We start from the raw sequence: 18,046 nt of genomic DNA on the forward strand, positions 1-18,046 counted from the left end.
CGATTATTAAATTAATAAAATTTAACTTTTACATGATTGCAAAAAAAAAAGCCAGCATCGCCAAAATGACTGGCTTTAAACACACAAGGAAAAAAATATTTTTTGATAAAATTACTTGTCTTAATCTCATAAACGAGAGTAAAAAAATCAGTATTTTTAAATAGTGTTTATTTTGATCAATCTATAAGCATATAACTCACTATTAATAATAAATTATATGAGCGATAAATTAGCAACCAAAAATATTACAAATCTATTAATTGACTTCAAATTATCTTTTATATCTGCTCCTTAATCATTATTATATTTTCACAAAAAATACTCATATTGTAAAAAGCCATGATGTAATAATAGTAATAATCCCTAAGTGCTGGCGCCAATCATGCCATAAAAATAATGCTGGTTTAGACTAAAGCTATTTTTATTGTTTAATATGCTTTAGTAAAAATTATGCTAATAAAATATTTATCTATAACTTTTCTAATTATGGTAAACATAAAATACCGATAATCAGAAAAATCATAGCTCAGAACAGCTGACGATTTAACACTATTAACAATGCAGATACCATATTGCTTAAATGTGTTAGCGGCACATTTTTCATTGTCCTCGAGTTAAGTAAAATTTAATACCTCAAGTAATAAACATAAAAAGAAAATATAAATCTTAGTTAACGTAATCATTATAAATTAAACCAAAACAAAATTTATGGAATAAATCATACCTAAAATAGTCATATAAAAAAAATTGATATAAACGATCAATACTTGCATATATGATAGACTTAAACTATTGTAATGCAATTATCGATCGTTTATATCAATAATTTACGCTGGATTTATATTTAAATAAAAATTTTTATGATAAATTTTCTATTTTTAAAACTAATGCTTCTATTTTACAATTCGATAACCATAAAAATATCACAACTTACTTTAAAAGAGTAAGCGATTTTTAACTAATAAAATACTAAATCAAACAAGTAAATTTTAACTTTACAATGTCGTTTTTAAAGCCATATTTAAATTTATAAAAAAGAAAATACAACCCCATTTGCTATTCTTACTGATATTTAATTACTAAATAATTTTTTTGTGTACTGCTGGCACACTTTGCTCCTTACTCCTTTCTCATTAAAATATCTATCAACGTAGCATTTTTTATCCTTTATGTCACAAAAAACTCCATTATCAAATGTAAAGGCGGTTTTATCAAATGAACCTTGAGACAATAAGCGCTTAGCTTGTATTTTGCCTAAATATTTTTCTGTTAAACTGGCCGATACTCCTTCAATTCTATCAGCACATATGTATCTATCACACAATACATTAGGTGCTGGTGAAGTAAGTAATTTTGGTGATTTGGCCAAAGTAAAAGCTGAATAGAAATATAAAACCACATTTAGTAACAATAATGTAAAATTTTTCATGAAAATACTCATCATTTAACCTCTAACTAAAAAATATAAATAAAGTATCTAATACAAAACTGATAAAGCTACACATAAATTTCTATTTTACCTTTTGCCGAGTAAAAATGGAGCTATGGCACAACATGAACGATTTTTTAACATTAATGTAATAAAATGTTATTTACAATTAATCCATTGAGCTTATTTAATTAAATTATGTATCAAATATAAAATACCATACGATGATAAAATTATCGATTTAACCATTTTAGATAGCTATTATATTAAATATTTTAACAATTTTATATTTATTATCAATGAATTGCATGATAGCTATAATACTTGTCTAAATTTAGCAAAATGAGCATTAATTATGTAAAAAATAGTGTTAACATCATCTCATTACAATCTTTATCTCTATTATTTTTATAATCATAAACAAATAATCACAAAATGTAGAAAATGATCCTATAAAATCTACATTACGAAAAAATAAGCAGGAAAATTACTATAAAAAAATACTACAATTAGTTAAAGTAAGCATAGTTAACACATTATGCTTTAGCGCCTTAATTTAACAAAGTCATAACATTATGTGCGGAACTGTTTTATTACAGATGACTAATTCCTAACGCTAAATTTTTTGGCAAAATAACATAAAAATTAGAATATTACGTCATTTATTTATTTTGTTAATTGAATAGCAAGTCAATTTACAAACGGGCTAATTATCAGGGTATATCATGAATACATCCATTATCTATACCGAATCTTCGATGAACTTTGGTGGCCAAGAAGCTCAAGCTTTACTACAAATGAAAGGCCTAATACATCGAGGCTTTAACGTAACTTTAGCTTGCCATATTGACAGCCAAATTGCACATGAAGCAAAAAAAAACAACATTCCTATCTATCATGTTTCATTTACTAATAGCGCTCATCCTACGTCAATCATACGTCTACGCAGACTACTACGCCAGCAGCAAACAATTTTAGCCGTTTGTCACAGTGGCCATGATGCGAATAACCTTGCCATCGCAGTAAAAACATTAGCTAAGAAACAACGACCATGTGTACTGCGACAAAAAACCTATCTGTCGGGTAAAATAAAAGCCTTCAGTATGAATTACTTATTCGATTACGTCATTGTACCCAGCGAACCAATGCGAAAAACATTATTGCAATCTGGTTGTATACCACAAAAGGTGAAGGTTGTTCATCCTGGATTTGATTTTTCTAAAATGGTTGCCGAAAGTCATACACCTGTCGCTGATAGTATTTTAACTTGGATAAACGATGGAACAGCGCCAATAATAATTCAAGTAGGTATGCTAAGAGAAGAAAAAGGACATGATATTATTTTAGCAGCCCTCGCCCAATTAAAGCGTCAAGGCCGTTCATTTCGTTATTTAATTATTGGTGATGGCGCTTGTAAGGCTAAATTACAGAAAAAAATTATCGACTATGATTTAGAGCCTGAAACACTGCTAGCCGGTATTGTTTTTCCTTCTTCTGCCATATATTCATATGCATCTTTAACCGTAATTCCTTCTACTAAGGAAGCGTTTGGTATGGTAGCGGTTGAATCACTTTTCTTTGCTGTGCCCGTCTTTGCTAGTAATGTGGGTGGGCTACCTGATATTATCCAACATAAAAGCAATGGACTATTACTACCACCATCTGATATCAACAATTGGGTAGCAGCTATTAATGATTTTCTACAACAACCTAAAAAATATCAAGAAATGGCACAACGAGGACAACTTCAGGTAACCCAAAAATTTTCAATCGAGTCATGCTTATTCCGTCTGTTACAAATTGGCAAAGTATCTAATATTAATTCTCATAATAAAGCCTCTCAGGAGCGAACAAATAATTAAAGTCATCCAAATTAAATAAAAACTCTGTACTGATAGCTAATTTATCAACTAATGCTGACAGCTAACTCTATTTGTCTTATAACTACAAAAATTACTAATATTCTCTTTTTTTTATAATTATTTGATCGATTAATGATATAATATTAACATTTATGCAATATTTAAATACTTGCCATTATGCTAACAATTGAGTAAAAATAGTTAACTACGTATTAATCAATGATTTTATTAATATAATGAATGCAACAACTATTCCTATTCTTATGTATCATCATGTTAGCCCGTCTCCCGGGTTAGTTACTTTATCACCAAAAACTTTCACACAACAGATGACATGGCTCGCTAATAGCGGCTGGAAAACCCTTTCTGCACATGAATTAGAACAATTTTATCAGGGAAAACCTTTTCCCCGAAAGAGTGTCATGATTACGTTTGATGATGGTTATTTAGACAATTGGGTTTACGCTTTTCCTGTATTAGAACGATTGCAGCTAAAAGCCAGTATTTTTCTCATTACAAAAGATATAGGTAATGGTCAGGCTAGAAAACTATCTAACATTGAATATTCACACCGTGAATGTGAAGCGAAAATCCGTAACGGCCAAGCCGATGATGTTATGCTGAGATGGTCGGAAATTGAACATATGCAAGCTAGTGAATTAATCGAATTCCATAATCACACTCACTCACATTTACGTTGGGATCAATTAGAAACTAATATTGAAAGACGTCATGCCGCATTAATTAAAGATATTGAACAATGCCGTAATACCCTTATCCAACAACTTGGTTATTGCAGTCAGCATCTATGTTGGCCACAAGGATTTTATACTCGAGACTACGCCAAAATTGCAAAAGAATTGGGATTTAATTATCTCTATACAACAGAGCGTCGTATGAATAAAGCCTGCCAACCAGAAACTTGGCGATTAGGACGAATTAGCACCAAAGAAAGAGAAGATACTCAGTGGCTAAAACGCCGTCTTTTCTATTACACTACGCCAGTTATATCATCACTTTATGCTTTACATAAAGGACCCAGATATACTTAACTAAATAAGTTGTCTTTACCTTAAACAATAGCCAGTTGATAAAAGACTACCGTTTACCTTTATTCTAAATAATTTTTATTTGCGGGTACGGGTTTCTAATTGAATGGTTAAGCTTTCAATACGCTCGGCCATTTCTTTGGTTAATTTGGTTAACTCTGTATTTTGTTGAAGTAATACAAACAACTGTTCAGCGCTATATTCTGCAATAGCTTGTCTTTGCGCCATTGCCTCAGCTAAATCTTCTCTGTGTTGAGCATCTGCAATCGCATGCGCTTGATCACGTTCAGATTGGCGAGTTTGAGCAAGTAATATTAACGGAGCTGCATAGGCTGCCTGCAGACTAAAAGCTAAATTTAGTAAAATAAACGGATAAGGATCAAATTTAGTTATCCCAGTCATACTAAGGTAGATCCATACAACCACAACAACAGTTTGTCCAACTAAAAAACCAGGAGTGCCAAAAAAACGCGCAAACGCTTCTGCTTTAAGAGCAAACCATTCATCACCAAATGTATGATTGAAGCCCTTTAAAGGCTGATAAAAGCGAAATTTTTTATGTTCCGACATACCTACCTACTCCCATATGATGAAAATCATTCTAATTAGCTGACTGCAAACTGCATTTAAAACTAAAAGTAATAAACTGAGCAAATACAATATAAATAAAAAGTATAAACCAATTTTCTTGCATTGCAGGGACAGTGCTAACTAGCCTGATTATTATTTTATTAAGATAATTTTTTTATTATCAATTTTATTTTTAAATACTCATATTTTTATTTCATAAGCTTTAATTTAATATCCCCGTCAAGGAATGGCTATTCATAATCAACATAACAATAGTTACTATGAAAGCAATAAACATCCAAATATTAATTAAATGGAAAAAAGTTTCATATCAAAAAAATAAATTTATTAAATGATATAATTTCACCATATTGCAATATTTAGTAAATATATAAAAATATCCTTTATTTTGTCTACACATAAAGTGAAAGTAATTAATCTTTTTACAAAATAATGGAGAAATTTATATTGATCAAAAAAATATGTGTCTAATTACTGCAAAATGAATCAAATATACTGGAATAATGCCGTTTGTAAGTAAATAGTGGTGTAATGATACTGAGCCAGGATACCCGAAGCCAGATAAGGATAAATTTTCCTTGATAAAAAACAAAAGATTGCTAATAGAGAATTGTAAAATAAATTTCAATAGCCTGCTGTTTTTTATTCTCTAAAAATAGACTATTTTTAATCTGATCTAATAGATGAAAAATTACAGTAAATTAGCTATTAGATCAAAAACAGTTTATATTATTACTATATTAGATTTACTATTTTAATTAATAATTTTTCATCATAATTAAAAATAATATTCCATAAATTAATAATGGAAATTTTATTCTTATCATAAATAAAATAACCTTTTTATTTGGGCAATTTTGGCCATTCGATATTAGGCGCAATTGATATATCTATACGACTTAATAGTACACGATAGGTTTTCCATTCCATTAATTCTTTATATTCTTCATCGGTTGCTATATTTAAATCAATAGCATCCTGTAAGGGCGCAATGATCGCTGTTGCATTTTGCATTAATTCAATTTTTGTATTTCCTGCCTCTTCGATTAATTCATTGTTAGTTTTAGATGGAATATCAATCCAAATCGGTGCACCATTTTTATCTGCACCTAACATTTTTCCTTCCGGCGGCACGCAAAGTGCATACTCTTTATATATACTAAACGGAATTTTAGTCGCTTCATCATCCCAAGTCCCCGCACTGATATAACTATCTTTCAATGATTCAGATAACCAACATAATTTTGTTGCACTAAAATAATAAACATTATTTTTTTCCATCCTTACCATCCTATTGCAATCCATCTCATATCAACTAATGGAGAAGCATTACTACCATTAGTCACCTTAGTTTGGCGCATTGTGAATCCACTATTGTTGGCATCGAATATATTAGGCGTATACAATTCGGTTAGTTTTGAATTAGAATTGAAATTGGCAACTCCCATGCTAGCCAAAGTATTAGGGAAAGCGATAGGAAAGAAATTTCTTGCGCTGTTTTTTCTAGCAACACATCCCCATTGAATAATTATGCCGGTGTAAGGCTCTTTCATCCAGCCATTTACTGCTTTTTTAGCGCTCCATTGAGTGCCGACTAATTTAGCATCAATCTCCTGTTTATTATAATTATCCTCTTGCACAGCAAATGTTCCTTGCTTTTGCGGCAAATAAATAATTTGATGCGTGTTATTATTACGGATAAAAAATTTATGGTTATTCCTTGCACAAACTAAGTCATAGTCTCCTTTATCTGCTCCTAATCGGATAACAGCGTCGCTGGTAGGATGAATAGCGTTAAATCCATAAGCAGTTATTTTATCTAAAGTATTGGTAGCAGCTAATGTACTTGAATAAGTGGGAAATATTATTGAATACTTAATGGCGTTATTATTATTTTGAGCCTTCAGGGTATAGGCACTATTACCAGAAACAGATAAAGATACACGTTGGACATTATTTTTTATTGACATGCCAGCATAATTATCCGTTCTCACTAAATCTAATGTAGCAAATTGCACAGCTCTACTATCTTTGACTTTAACAAATTGATTATCAATTTCTTTTTTTGTGTAGGAATTAACGATTGTTTGTATCCAAGCGCCAGCCTCTATCCCACCTGTCGACTCAGGGGTAGAATTTTCGGAAACCTGTTTTGGTAATTTACCTGTCCATCGGTAATAACTACTTTCTTTCTCATAATGCAATACATGATAACGGCTTGTTATTTCAAATCCTTTTTCGAATGAATCGACTAAAATATAGTCACTCCCCCCCCAATTCATTAAGCTCAAACAAGGCCGGTTGACCATCTTGATCAAAACCAAGCTGCTTATTTTTACGGCTTTCCGCGTCAGGTAATGCAGGCATATCAATGTCATTAACCCGTATCGATCTAATATCCATATCTTTTATAACAGATTGCAATAAAGCTAAGTTAACCGCATCATTATCATTTTTAGGCTGACTAATGTTGGAAATGCGATAATTCTTAGCATCAAAATAATTTGCAAACCTGTTGGGTTGCTGTAGTACTAGCGAAGTGTTTGCTAACACTTGTTGAACTAACATCGTGACATAATCAAATGCGTTTTCATGTTGTTTTGCGTTATATTGTTTGCAATTTTCAAATGAGACTTCTTGTTTTGCTGGTAAACATCTCTCTATCAATAAATGATTTCCATTGAATAAAGGTGATGACAAGATTATTTTGCCTCCTTTATCACAATTAACACCAGTTACTGTATAGTCCTTATTTAATGTCAATCTTTCCTCGTGATCACCATTGCCATCAGTCATAATGACAACTAAATGATGCTCACTAAATATTTTAAATTCATAATCAAATTCAGTTGAAGCACAATCGCCGATATATTGGTTGGCACTAACCTCAGTAACTACCGTCATTATTGCTATCCTCCCTTTAACTAATAATGCAATAGTGAGAATAAATTTTATACAAATATAGCTAAGTGAAACTTAAAATTATCACCATCCTATTCCTTTAGTTAACCTCAGTGATATGATAATTACTACTATCTTTGTACTAGCCGATAAAGATAATAACCACAATAAATCTTTTAAGAAATAATCAAACCTAGGTGTAATACTATTACTAATATCTTTACGTTAAATAGAGTAATTAGATTATTACCAATTTATCTTCAAATATATCAATTAGATTGTAATAATATATTGTTAAAAAGGTTGTATTTAATAATAACAATAAAGAGAAATCGAATGTTATTGCCAGTCATCAATTTAATAAAGAATAGTGACTAACATCGCTCGATTTAATAATTTTCATTCATCTTTTTACGAAAATTTTGCGCTAATCGGTTATCTTATCAATAGCCAAGGCCCCTCTTTAGGCTTTTTTATCTGGTTTATAAATACTTATTATTAATATATCAATGTTAACTAATTCTTCTATTATAATATTTCGCTACTACCTGATAACGATAGAAAATTATTAACGCTTTGTTTTTCTAGTCCAATTTCTTTTATTTCTTTGCCTAAGGAAGAAATCAGAATGTAGATATCATAAGCACCACCACCAGATCTATACTTATGCTGATTAGCAATTATATATCCCTGATATTTACCACTTTGAATAACATAGAATGAATTACCGTTTGTTATAAACTCTATATCATCAATAGTTACAGGTATATTATTAACAGCATTAATTATCTTATTCCAAGTTATTTTATGTATTGCTGCCGAGGTGGCCCAAGCGCTGGATAAGAAATAAATATCTTTATTTATCAAAAAAACATCAACTTGTCTGATATTTTCAATATTTTTTTTGACATCTTTATTAGGCATTTCAGCTAAAATCTTCACCACCCCACTCGGCGTTGCCAGCATTAAAAATGAACCGGTCACAGCGTCAGCCGTAAAGATAATTGTTTTATTATCTAATATGCGAAAACTATTAATATTCAATTGTCTTTCCGATACTATACTATCAATATAATTTAACGTTGATAGACATAAATCATTTCCGTGTATGTGAAAACTTTCTTTATTCGACATTGAGCAACTCCACTGCTAATTCAAAAAGTAGAAAATAATAACATTAATATAAAAACATAAAACTTTTCTTTCAGCCTTACCCTCTATTTATGCTTTTTCCAATGTATTTTAACGGTAATAAATAAAATAAATTGATAAAACAAATGATATATATAAAACGCATTTGGTAATTATATTTTAATAATATAGGCTGTATAGTTGTTTAAACAATACTGAAAGAGATATGCTTGATAATACTTTATGGCCAATCAGCAGCAAAAATAACTAACTTGAGATGTTAAAAGCGCCAAGCAATTCCTGCCATAAACATATCTTGGTCTTTATCATTAAACGAAACAACACGATTAAAACGAAAATTAGTACTTAAATGCCTAACTAATTGATAATCTATTTGTAAGCTAATGACACCGGCCAAATCATTCTTATTGTTTATCTCATGCCTATCATAAGTATAATAAGGCCCGGCTCCAGCACTAAGCATCCAATAGATTGATATCGGCATGACATACCAAATCTGTCCAATAACACCTTGCCTATTAACTAGACCATTATCCCCTTCATAAAGATAACTGACTGAATAGGCGGCAGCATCATTGATAAAATGCTTAAACTCTACTTGTTGACCTATTTTTAATGGTAATTTTGCTCGATTAGTTTGAGAAGTGCCTAACCAATAACTTATTTGCATATCTTTTTTAGTAGCAAACGAAGATCGTAGTTCATTTTGAAAGTTGCTACCAATACCAACCATGACTGAATCTGTTGTAAATGAATTAAACATTTGCACATGATTGTATTGGGCTTGCAGATAAAATCTATCAGGAATAAGGTAATAAATAAGCGCAACTGAACCGTAAATACCAACTCGTTTATCATTATGTACTTGTTTATTACGGCGAGTTGTATTCATACTAAAATAGGGGCCAAGTGACAAATCTAACTTTATTAGTTGATTGAAATCAACTACTCCAGTGCCAATAACGGCAAAACCATCGCGGTGATTATTATTTGGATGTCCTTCATTTAAATAAGCTATTGAAGCAAAAAAATTATTGGCCATCTTTTCTCCAAAGCTTACCTGATAACTGCTCCAATTCATTTCGCCACCTTGACTAGCCCAACCATTTCCATGAGCCAAGTTGACAATAAATTGTCGCGATTTTATGTCGTTATTTTCATGGGAAATCGCAAAGGAAATAAAAATAAATAGATGACTAATTAAAACAACAGGAAAAAACCATAACTGTTTTTTATTTATCATTTTACCTATCTTATAATTCAAAGAATTAATTATAATTATAGTGAAAATATCCTGGCTAACATTTTTGCAGCACCAAGTGGCAAAATACTTGCTTTTATATTAACTGTGATCAACTGCCAATGAAGGTATTAATAGTATTTGTATTGCTGATTTTTAATGTTGGATCGCAATGTTAATAACAAACGGCAATATAAATAATTTATTATTAATAGTAAAAATTATAAAACAACTACTGACAGTCATTAATTTAAAATATTAAAAACATCTAATTCTTCATGCATTATTAAAAAGTACAACACAAAAAAATGCAAATATTTTAAACGTTAATTTTCTATATATTTAACATATAAATACACGGCATTTTACATATAATTAGCTTTTACTATCTTTTATTACTGCTAATTTAGCCGTACAAAAAACACATAAACAATTTAGCTAAGGTATATATTATGAAAACGTTATCTAAAGTTTTATTGGTTACTGTACTGTTCTCTTTTACTATTTTTAATAGTTCAGCTGAAGCTAATAGTAATAATTATCGTAGCAGTTATATTGGCGGTGGTGGTCATCCTGCTACCCATGCTCCAGCTCATCCCCCTGCTCATACTTCTGCTCATAATACTGGACATGGTGAACATAACCACCGCGAACAACACGAACATGCAGGACTTAGTAGCCCAGATCCCTCTTTTTATTCGCAATTTAATAATGCCATAACTCCTTGCCATGATGATCAATATAATCTTTCGCATAGTAATTGTGAAGATAATTAGCTATCAAATCCTCTTATCATTAGCTGCCCTGGCGCAGCTATTATCCGGTTTTGCTAAAAAATAACTACTCCAACAAAAAATTGTCGCAAAAATCACACAACAAAATATTACTGAAAATAAAAAAAATAAAATTATTATCGAATATGGTTTTCAACCAACACAAGAGGACAAGTTATGAAACGACTAGTTAAAATATTTGCTATTACGTCTGTTTTAGGTATTAGTTTTCTGGCTTTTGCAAATAAAGAGAACTCATCAGATGAAAAAATAACCACAAATGAGATGTGCGACACTCAGTTTGGCCCCGCATAACCGCAAGGCTCTACAACTGAAAATGAACAAAAAATAAAGATTTGCTCTAGGTTCTGATAAAATTATGATAATTGTTGAATTCATCCTAGCTGTTATGACAAAAAGGATGTATCGAGGATAGAAATAAGAAGCAATATCCAAATGGAATAACGGTGAAAAATAATACTAATCAGCTACTTGCATTGGTAACTGATTAGTTAAATTTTTACCAACCAGGCAACGGTTTAGATCTAAGGATCCAAAACTAATAAAGTAAACTCGTCAATAACTATATCTGATCCAACTGTTAGCTAATTAAATTGCTTACCTAAAACCTGAAGAACCCAGATTACCTACTCTGTCCATCCCTTGTTTTTGGATATAATCAGTTGCCAGTTTTTGTTTTTCAAGCTTACTCCATCACTATGACTGTATAATTTATTGGACTGCTTAAAGGGTTAGTTGGTAACCTAGTTAGAAGCATATGTCACGACAAAATTATCCAATTCAAAAATTTTGATTTCCTCTGTGAATCCAAATGTCAGGAGATCTATCTTTTCTCCTTTATCCGCTTCAATATAGATTATCGAATTTCCTTGCGTAACGATAACCTCATCAGCAACTGTTATACTCTTATCCTCGTTATAGGCTGAAATGTTTAGCTTTGCATTGCTGCTGGCAGTTCTAACACTCAATCCAAATCTAATACTTTCAGCCGCCCTTTTTTCTAATAAAATACGTAGACTTCCCTTTTCCTCTATTTCATTGCGGACCTGAACAACCACGTCATCAACAACCCCAGTAACCTCATGTTGTGTTTTGGTAATCCAAATACTCTGCCGCATATCACGTGCACTGAGGGTTAGAGGGCCAATAGTAGCAAAATAATTAGCTGGAATTTCCTTTATCCTGAAGGCCTGAAAGTCTTCTATGATATTACCAACTGTTCCTGATGGCCATGGAACTTCTAGGGTAGGATTATATGGGGGAACTGGCGCACTTGGCGGCCGTGCCTCAGTTGGCTCACCAATTGCCTGACCATTGACATTTCGCCGGACTTGAGCAGATGATCGGTAAACCACTTTTCGCGCCTCAGCAATACTGCCCACCGGCGCCATCTCGGGCAATGTTCGCCAAATATTATAGGATAAAGACTCTCCATAATCAGCCTGCCCGCGTGCCATGATATTCTGTTGTGGGATAATCAACGTTGCCACCTTAACCGGGACAGCCTCTGCTTCATCCCACAGATTACGGGCGTTACTAATAGACTGTTTGCTAGGATTATTTCGCAATTGAACATAAAAATCCAGTATGGCTTCTCGCTGTATCAGCCGTTCTTGCATATCTCTGCCTAAATAACCTGGAGCATTGACATTTACTGTTTCAATAGGGCGTGCAACTGACTGGACAGCCAGTTTGAACTTACAATAATTATGATCACCAAATTTAAATGGCACGCAACTCCAGAGCGGCTCCGTCAAAACACTCTCAACAGTACGACTACCCATCTCAGCTAAAATACGAGCGGTCTCCGGATGTGTTTTCAGCCATTCGTCTAAAGTACCATTCAATGCTGCTGCTTTAAACTCACACATTTCAATAGCATCTGCGGCAAAAAATACTTGCGTATTTTGCAGAATAAAATCTAAGGTCGTAGCATTAACATCATCTTCGAGCTCTTTTTTACCCGCTACATCGAACAGTTTAATACCAATACCGACAGTAGTATTTTTATCCGGAAGTGTTTGCGGTGTATCGCTTGAATAACGCAGCCAGGCTTTATAACGAGCTCCTGGTTTAAATATTCCTACTTGATATACAGCTGGCAGATTATCATTTACTTTAAAAATTCCGTAAGCACTACCGTGCTGTTTAATAAACGCTGCCCGTCGTGCGGGTGTCTGTCTGTTATTAACGATGTGATCGTGCTGTACCTTATCGACAAACATCCTGCGGATCCCTTCTATTGCCGTTTCCATATCTTGACTTTCTGGTGTCAGATGAACATGCATTGCGGAAGAATTTTTCATATTATCTTTACTCATATTACTGCCCGCCTCCATAACATAAGATTATGATCGTTAACTTTTTTAAAGAATATAAATAAAGTCAACTCGTAAAATTTTTAATTCAAATCAAACAAATTTGCCGATCTCAAATTATCGAAAACTTGTTATAGTCTTTCTTTTTGATGTTCTATCCAGAACGGTTGTTCTGGCCATCTCTGTTCTTGCTGGTAATAGCCACTGATTGCAATATTGTAGGCAGCACGAATAGATTTTATGCGCTCACCATACTGAATTAGCAAAGAACGATCATTATCTATCAAGGCGGCTTTAACGGCTTCAGCACCACGTAAACCGGTATAAATTGCGTTGTAAATTCCTTGAGATGATAATGGTTCAAATGACAGTGCTGCACTACCAACAGCTAACCAACGTGCACCAAAAACCTTATCCAAATAACTACCTGTTGCCTCAGTAACCTGTAATGGACTTGAGGAGATACCAGCAGCAGGACACCAGTTAGCAATATGTATTGTCTCTTTTAATGCAGATATAAAATTATCCTTATCACGCAGGATTTTGATTTGCTCTGGCAGGGAGAAAAATGCCAGCACCCGTTGTTCGTCAGGCAATCCTGCTGTATACCACCATCCTGTTGGAACAGCCTCAACAACACTGCGTGTATCAACGGTGCTATTTTTGCACCAAGTGTAAAGCGTAAACAAAGGTACATCTCTGTGCTTTGAAACACCAAACATACTAGCCACAAAGCGTGAGTTGCCACTTGCATCAATTACCCACTGCGCAGTAATACTCTGATCACCTACTTTTGCCTGTATACCATCACTATTTTCAACAACAGAAGATATACGGCCATTAATCATTAAAGCACCGGCATCTTCGGCAGCATCTCTAAGATTTTGGTCGAACTGTTGTCGATCAAGATGCCAGCCACAACCATATGGGTCACGAATAAAATCGGTGGCTACCAACTGTGTCCCACCCCAACAAGATAAATTTCCCTTATTTACGATTGAAGAACTTTTCTCAACCCAAGAAACTAGTCCTAGCCTCTCAAGCATAGGCCGGGCTGCCCCCGGCAAGCTTTCACCTATTTTTTGTTGTTCAATATTGACACGATCCACTAATACGACCTTTATTCCAGCCAGAGCCAGCAAACGAGCCGCTACAGTACCGGCTGGGCCGGCACCGACAATCAGGACTTCACATGTCAAAGGAGTTAACGTGTACGACGAAATTTGTCCCATTTTTCTTCAGTCCATCCTGCTTGTTTTAATAAATCCACTTGATTATCAATCGGCTTACCATCAATACGTCCACCAAAAGCAGAAGCCGCTTCAGGCAAAGGGGGTTGGCCGGGTTTTAATTGTTCAACAAATACGCTTTCAATACACGATGAATAATCTTCTGGGGCAGGCAAACGTTGTACAATCCCCAATTCATCAAAACGGGAGACAACTGCTTGCATTACGGTCTCATTATCATGACCTTCTAATAGAAATGCCCGTAGCCAACTGTCACGTTGTTGAAAAGCATTGTCGCGCTCTTCGGCGCTCAGCTCAGTATCAATAAATATTTTATAATTTTTCTCACTAAAAATTTCATTCGGCACTCTTGCCGGCCAATAAGATGGCATATAAGGATGGAATTCTTTGTCATAACCTGAGCGACAGCGAGCGGTATCGCCTTGCCATGGCATTGCCATCCAACGTGTTATATCACCAGGACCTTGAGCATGAAGGGGTCCATCAGCCGCCAGAGCTTGTTCGGGTGTTAGTACATCACCATAATCCTGTTCTAAAATACCGTCTTCACGGCGTTTAATACGTAAAAAGTCATTGTCACTATATAATGTGGTATGCCGCATAGGCCAAGTCAGTTCACAACCCGGATGAAATGCATCTGCAAGACAGTAAGATAATGGCCCCTTATCCAAAATGGCCGGCTGTTCAGCAATCGGTAACTCATCTACAGGCTTGTCATAACATGGATCGGGGAAAGAAGTACCACTTACATAATTATTACCCGTCATATCATCATTAAATTTTGCTGATACGAAGTTTTCTAAATGCTTATAACTTTGTTTATCCACGGCTAGAAGATCACCTTTACCAGAAGGATATTCAGCAGCATATCCATCGCCATAAAGCTGAGGCCATTTCATCTTATCTCCACTATCAACACTTTCATCATCAGGTGAACGGAATCGCTCATAGACTTTAAAACGTTTAGCATCATTTTCCGGCTTAGATAATTCATTAATGAGATCTGCATCTAGTGGAAATGAACCACCCGGACCAAATGTTTGCGCAAAGCCTAGGTTAGCCCACTGTAGATTGGAGAGGCGTTGTAGCAACGGCAAAATATCTTTAGCATAAGAAGTTTTTTCTTCAGGTAGAATTTTGCCCGCATCCATAGCTGAGTGCTTGATCATATCGTACATCGAACGAAACGGAATAAGTCCTGGGGCATAGTCTGGAGGTCCCATAATAACCCAAGCTTCGGTAACAGGAATTTCTTTACCTTCAATTTTTACCTTAGCCGAAACAGGGCCATCAGAAATATCATCATACCAGTCAACTGAATTATTGAAATTTTGTTCTTTTCCGTCTTCATCAATAACTAATAGTGGAGCGCCACTCGGTGATGCTGATTTGCCATGCCCACCAAGTACCAGCAAACGTCCTTTATCATCAGTACGTAATTCCCCAAGATTAACAGTTACTTCTTTAAATTTGCCATCATCAAATTGCACACCACTACTGTTCTTGCCAGTTATTGTTTTAGGTGAGGGTTTAATTTCCAATTGTTTGCGTTGCTCACCGGTAATTAATGGATTTCGCCGTTTAACTGGCCTAGTTTTTGGTTGATCCATGGCAGCATAAAATTCATACCAAGATGACTTTTTGTTAGCAAGCTCAACCTTCCATTCGATATCGGCCATATCTGGAGTCAACTCTGCAACTGCAACGCCTTGTTTGTTGTAGCCGTAAATTCTGAATCGAGCAGCTTGCCGTTTAATAGCACCAGTCCTATCTCGTGTCGCACCAAATTCTTGCTGTGCTGCATTCGCATATTCAGGTCCAATGTAAAATTCATTTTCGCTGTTTCCGACTCGCCCTACTCCAATGCCTGGATGAATTTTTGCGTAAACTATCCTTTTATCTATTGCAAGGGAACTTGGAATTATCAAAGTTAAAATATCGGAAATCTGAGTCTGAATAGAGCCAGCCTGCTGAACCGAATACCAGATTTTGACTGAGGTACTGTTGATTTTTTTTATTTTCTCTTCAGAAATAACATATGAATAGCTTTTCCCTGCTTTTTCTTTAGTAATAGGTAACGGATAGCTTTTATCTGTGCTTTCTTCAGAAAGACTTGCCCAGTGTATCATTAATAGATCATAATTTTTAAGGTTTGCTGACTCTGGAATAATCACCGTGATCTGACTGGTGCTATCAGCAAGCATATCACCCAAAGCTCCTGCGACTTCGGGTGCTGGCTTATTCTTATTTATATTAATATCTTTATTCATGAAATTTTTCCATATTGATACTGTTATTCAAATTGATCTTCATAACCATAGTTAAATATCTTCATTTCATTATTTTAAATAAATATTTATTATTTTATTAAGTCTTCATAGAGGTTAATATTGGATCTTTTAGCTATAAAACTTACTCAATAAATACTCTTATAACTCTGTTTAAGTTATTTTAAATAATTCACCTCGAACATATAGTTACATTTATTTTATAAAATTGTTTGGCTATATCTTTTTTTATTTTATAAAATAAAATCAAAATCATTATTTATGCTCAAACAGCAAAATAAATTTTTTATATACTGAGTTTAATAAATCAAACTAAGTTAATTTTTACCTATTTATTGGTAATGATATTAAAATTCATTTCAAATCTATAATCCTCTTCCATAATTTACTCACGATTCACGTCTATTAAAAAAACGCCCACCTTCTATTTTTTTATTACTTCTGTTAACAAATTAGTTTTCTCTCTGATTATAATATTATAAAGAAATTATTTGATTAACATGTAATATATATAATTAATAGCATGTCATTAATCAAGAGTAATTTTACAATTATATTTATTTTTATTTTTATTTTTATTTTTGTCATGATTCCATTATTTTTTTAATGAAATTTATTTAATTTTTATTTATTCACTAAAAATTAAATAAATTTTCACCATAGTATATATTATTTAAAACGCTTACATTATATTAATAATGATAAGTCTTCATACAAAAAAATAAAAATATTTATCAGATCAAATTATATAAGAATGGAAAAATTAGCTTTGAAGTAATAAAGAGAATATTTTTATTCTTTCTAGTAACATTTTGCTATTAATTATATTTTAATTTAGTACATTCTAATATCATTTTTAGTTAGAGGAATAAACTGGTTTAATATTTACCATTATTTTCCTAGTTATTATCCTTACATAATCTAATAAGATGACTCGATAAACATTATTTTTTTACATTTCAATTACGAGATAAATATTTTGATAATGAACTGGCTTAATAAAAATAATGCATTTATTTATGCTGTTTGCATTTAGAAAACATTTTTTATTTGATTATCAATTTTTCTTTATAAAGAATAAATTATATTTTTATAAGAAATATTTTATCTAGAATAATATTTATAATATGGTTAAATTTTTCATAAAAATAAAATAATTTTTATATAACTTC

At 33.0% G+C, this 18,046-nt stretch carries 14 protein-coding genes; 4 read left to right on the top strand and 10 right to left on the bottom strand.

The features are described 5' to 3' along the window. Nucleotides 1-1,072: 1,072 nt before the first annotated feature. On the bottom strand, nucleotides 1,073-1,429 hold the full coding sequence (locus tag WH390_RS02385; RefSeq protein ID WP_406850647.1) for a YcgJ family protein: 357 nt from the start codon (nucleotides 1,427-1,429) through the stop codon (nucleotides 1,073-1,075). A 725-nt stretch (nucleotides 1,430-2,154) separates the two neighbouring features. Between WH390_RS02385 and WH390_RS02390 the strand changes: the two genes are divergently transcribed. Together WH390_RS02390 and WH390_RS02395 are read left to right on the top strand one after the other, a co-directional pair. Continuing rightward, on the top strand, nucleotides 2,155-3,291 hold the full coding sequence (locus WH390_RS02390; RefSeq protein WP_406850648.1) for a glycosyltransferase family 4 protein: 1,137 nt from the start codon (nucleotides 2,155-2,157) through the stop codon (nucleotides 3,289-3,291). 233 nt (nucleotides 3,292-3,524) lie between these two features. Then, nucleotides 3,525-4,343 (top strand): polysaccharide deacetylase family protein, encoded by an 819-nt coding sequence (locus WH390_RS02395; RefSeq protein ID WP_406850718.1) that lies wholly within the window; start codon nucleotides 3,525-3,527, stop codon nucleotides 4,341-4,343. 75 nt (nucleotides 4,344-4,418) lie between these two features. Here WH390_RS02395 and WH390_RS02400 read toward each other — a convergent pair whose 3' ends face one another. The 6 genes from WH390_RS02400 to WH390_RS02425 form a co-directional block, all read right to left on the bottom strand. Continuing rightward, nucleotides 4,419-4,910 carry a DUF1003 domain-containing protein gene (locus WH390_RS02400; protein ID WP_406850649.1) on the bottom strand — a complete coding sequence of 164 codons (492 nt, stop codon included), beginning with the start codon at nucleotides 4,908-4,910 and terminating at the stop codon, nucleotides 4,419-4,421. A gap of 864 nt (nucleotides 4,911-5,774) precedes the next feature. Then, the gene (locus WH390_RS02405) at nucleotides 5,775-6,212 is read right to left on the bottom strand and encodes a tail fiber assembly protein (protein ID WP_406850650.1); all 438 of its coding nucleotides are present in this window, start codon (nucleotides 6,210-6,212) and stop codon (nucleotides 5,775-5,777) included. Nucleotides 6,213-6,214: 2 nt separating this feature from the next. Then, on the bottom strand, nucleotides 6,215-7,213 hold the full coding sequence (locus WH390_RS02410; RefSeq protein WP_406850719.1) for a gp53-like domain-containing protein: 999 nt from the start codon (nucleotides 7,211-7,213) through the stop codon (nucleotides 6,215-6,217). Continuing rightward, entirely contained in the window at nucleotides 7,194-7,835 is a 642-nt protein-coding gene (locus WH390_RS02415) for a hypothetical protein (protein ID WP_406850651.1), read from the bottom strand. Before WH390_RS02415 ends, WH390_RS02410 begins: the two co-directional genes overlap by 20 nt. 525 nt (nucleotides 7,836-8,360) lie before the next feature. Beyond that, nucleotides 8,361-8,966 carry a hypothetical protein gene (locus WH390_RS02420; protein ID WP_406850652.1) on the bottom strand — a complete coding sequence of 202 codons (606 nt, stop codon included), beginning with the start codon at nucleotides 8,964-8,966 and terminating at the stop codon, nucleotides 8,361-8,363. Nucleotides 8,967-9,243: 277 nt separating this feature from the next. Further along, on the bottom strand, nucleotides 9,244-10,227 hold the full coding sequence (locus tag WH390_RS02425) for a hypothetical protein (protein WP_406850653.1): 984 nt from the start codon (nucleotides 10,225-10,227) through the stop codon (nucleotides 9,244-9,246). 449 nt (nucleotides 10,228-10,676) lie between these two features. Between WH390_RS02425 and WH390_RS02430 the strand changes: the two genes are divergently transcribed. Beyond that, nucleotides 10,677-11,000 carry a hypothetical protein gene (locus tag WH390_RS02430; RefSeq protein WP_406850654.1) on the top strand — a complete coding sequence of 108 codons (324 nt, stop codon included), beginning with the start codon at nucleotides 10,677-10,679 and terminating at the stop codon, nucleotides 10,998-11,000. 174 nt (nucleotides 11,001-11,174) lie between these two features. After that, the gene (locus WH390_RS02435; protein ID WP_406850655.1) at nucleotides 11,175-11,312 is read left to right on the top strand and encodes a hypothetical protein; all 138 of its coding nucleotides are present in this window, start codon (nucleotides 11,175-11,177) and stop codon (nucleotides 11,310-11,312) included. 449 nt (nucleotides 11,313-11,761) lie between these two features. Here WH390_RS02435 and WH390_RS02440 read toward each other — a convergent pair whose 3' ends face one another. From WH390_RS02440 to WH390_RS02450, 3 genes are all read right to left on the bottom strand, one after another. Further along, a complete protein-coding gene (locus tag WH390_RS02440) occupies nucleotides 11,762-13,339 on the bottom strand; it encodes a hypothetical protein (RefSeq protein WP_406850656.1) in 1,578 nt (525 codons plus the stop codon). A 128-nt stretch (nucleotides 13,340-13,467) separates the two neighbouring features. Continuing rightward, nucleotides 13,468-14,535 carry a tryptophan 7-halogenase gene (locus tag WH390_RS02445; protein ID WP_406850657.1) on the bottom strand — a complete coding sequence of 356 codons (1,068 nt, stop codon included), beginning with the start codon at nucleotides 14,533-14,535 and terminating at the stop codon, nucleotides 13,468-13,470. Nucleotides 14,536-14,540: 5 nt separating this feature from the next. Further along, on the bottom strand, nucleotides 14,541-16,856 hold the full coding sequence (locus tag WH390_RS02450; RefSeq protein WP_406850658.1) for a LodA/GoxA family CTQ-dependent oxidase: 2,316 nt from the start codon (nucleotides 16,854-16,856) through the stop codon (nucleotides 14,541-14,543). Nucleotides 16,857-18,046: the final 1,190 nt, after the last annotated feature.

This window comes from Candidatus Arsenophonus nilaparvatae (assembly GCF_045346035.1).
Taxonomy (GTDB): Bacteria; Pseudomonadota; Gammaproteobacteria; order Enterobacterales; family Enterobacteriaceae; genus Arsenophonus; species Arsenophonus nilaparvatae.

Excerpts from the sequence above, each read along its gene's own strand:
- WH390_RS02425 (WP_406850653.1), bottom strand. The coding sequence starts at position 10,227 with ATGATAAATAAAAAACAGTTATGGTTTTTTCCTGTTGTTTTAATTAGT.
- WH390_RS02405 (WP_406850650.1), bottom strand. The coding sequence starts at position 6,212 with ATGGAAAAAAATAATGTTTATTATTTTAGTGCAACAAAATTATGTTGG.
- WH390_RS02390 (WP_406850648.1), top strand. The coding sequence starts at position 2,155 with ATGAATACATCCATTATCTATACCGAATCTTCGATGAACTTTGGTGGC.
- WH390_RS02415 (WP_406850651.1), bottom strand. The coding sequence starts at position 7,835 with ATGACGGTAGTTACTGAGGTTAGTGCCAACCAATATATCGGCGATTGT.
- WH390_RS02430 (WP_406850654.1), top strand. The coding sequence starts at position 10,677 with ATGAAAACGTTATCTAAAGTTTTATTGGTTACTGTACTGTTCTCTTTT.
- WH390_RS02400 (WP_406850649.1), bottom strand. The coding sequence starts at position 4,910 with ATGTCGGAACATAAAAAATTTCGCTTTTATCAGCCTTTAAAGGGCTTC.
- WH390_RS02420 (WP_406850652.1), bottom strand. The coding sequence starts at position 8,966 with ATGTCGAATAAAGAAAGTTTTCACATACACGGAAATGATTTATGTCTA.
- WH390_RS02440 (WP_406850656.1), bottom strand. The coding sequence starts at position 13,339 with ATGAGTAAAGATAATATGAAAAATTCTTCCGCAATGCATGTTCATCTG.
- WH390_RS02410 (WP_406850719.1), bottom strand. The coding sequence starts at position 7,213 with ATGAATTGGGGGGGGAGTGACTATATTTTAGTCGATTCATTCGAAAAA.
- WH390_RS02385 (WP_406850647.1), bottom strand. The coding sequence starts at position 1,429 with ATGAAAAATTTTACATTATTGTTACTAAATGTGGTTTTATATTTCTAT.
- WH390_RS02450 (WP_406850658.1), bottom strand. The coding sequence starts at position 16,856 with ATGAATAAAGATATTAATATAAATAAGAATAAGCCAGCACCCGAAGTC.
- WH390_RS02435 (WP_406850655.1), top strand. The coding sequence starts at position 11,175 with ATGAAACGACTAGTTAAAATATTTGCTATTACGTCTGTTTTAGGTATT.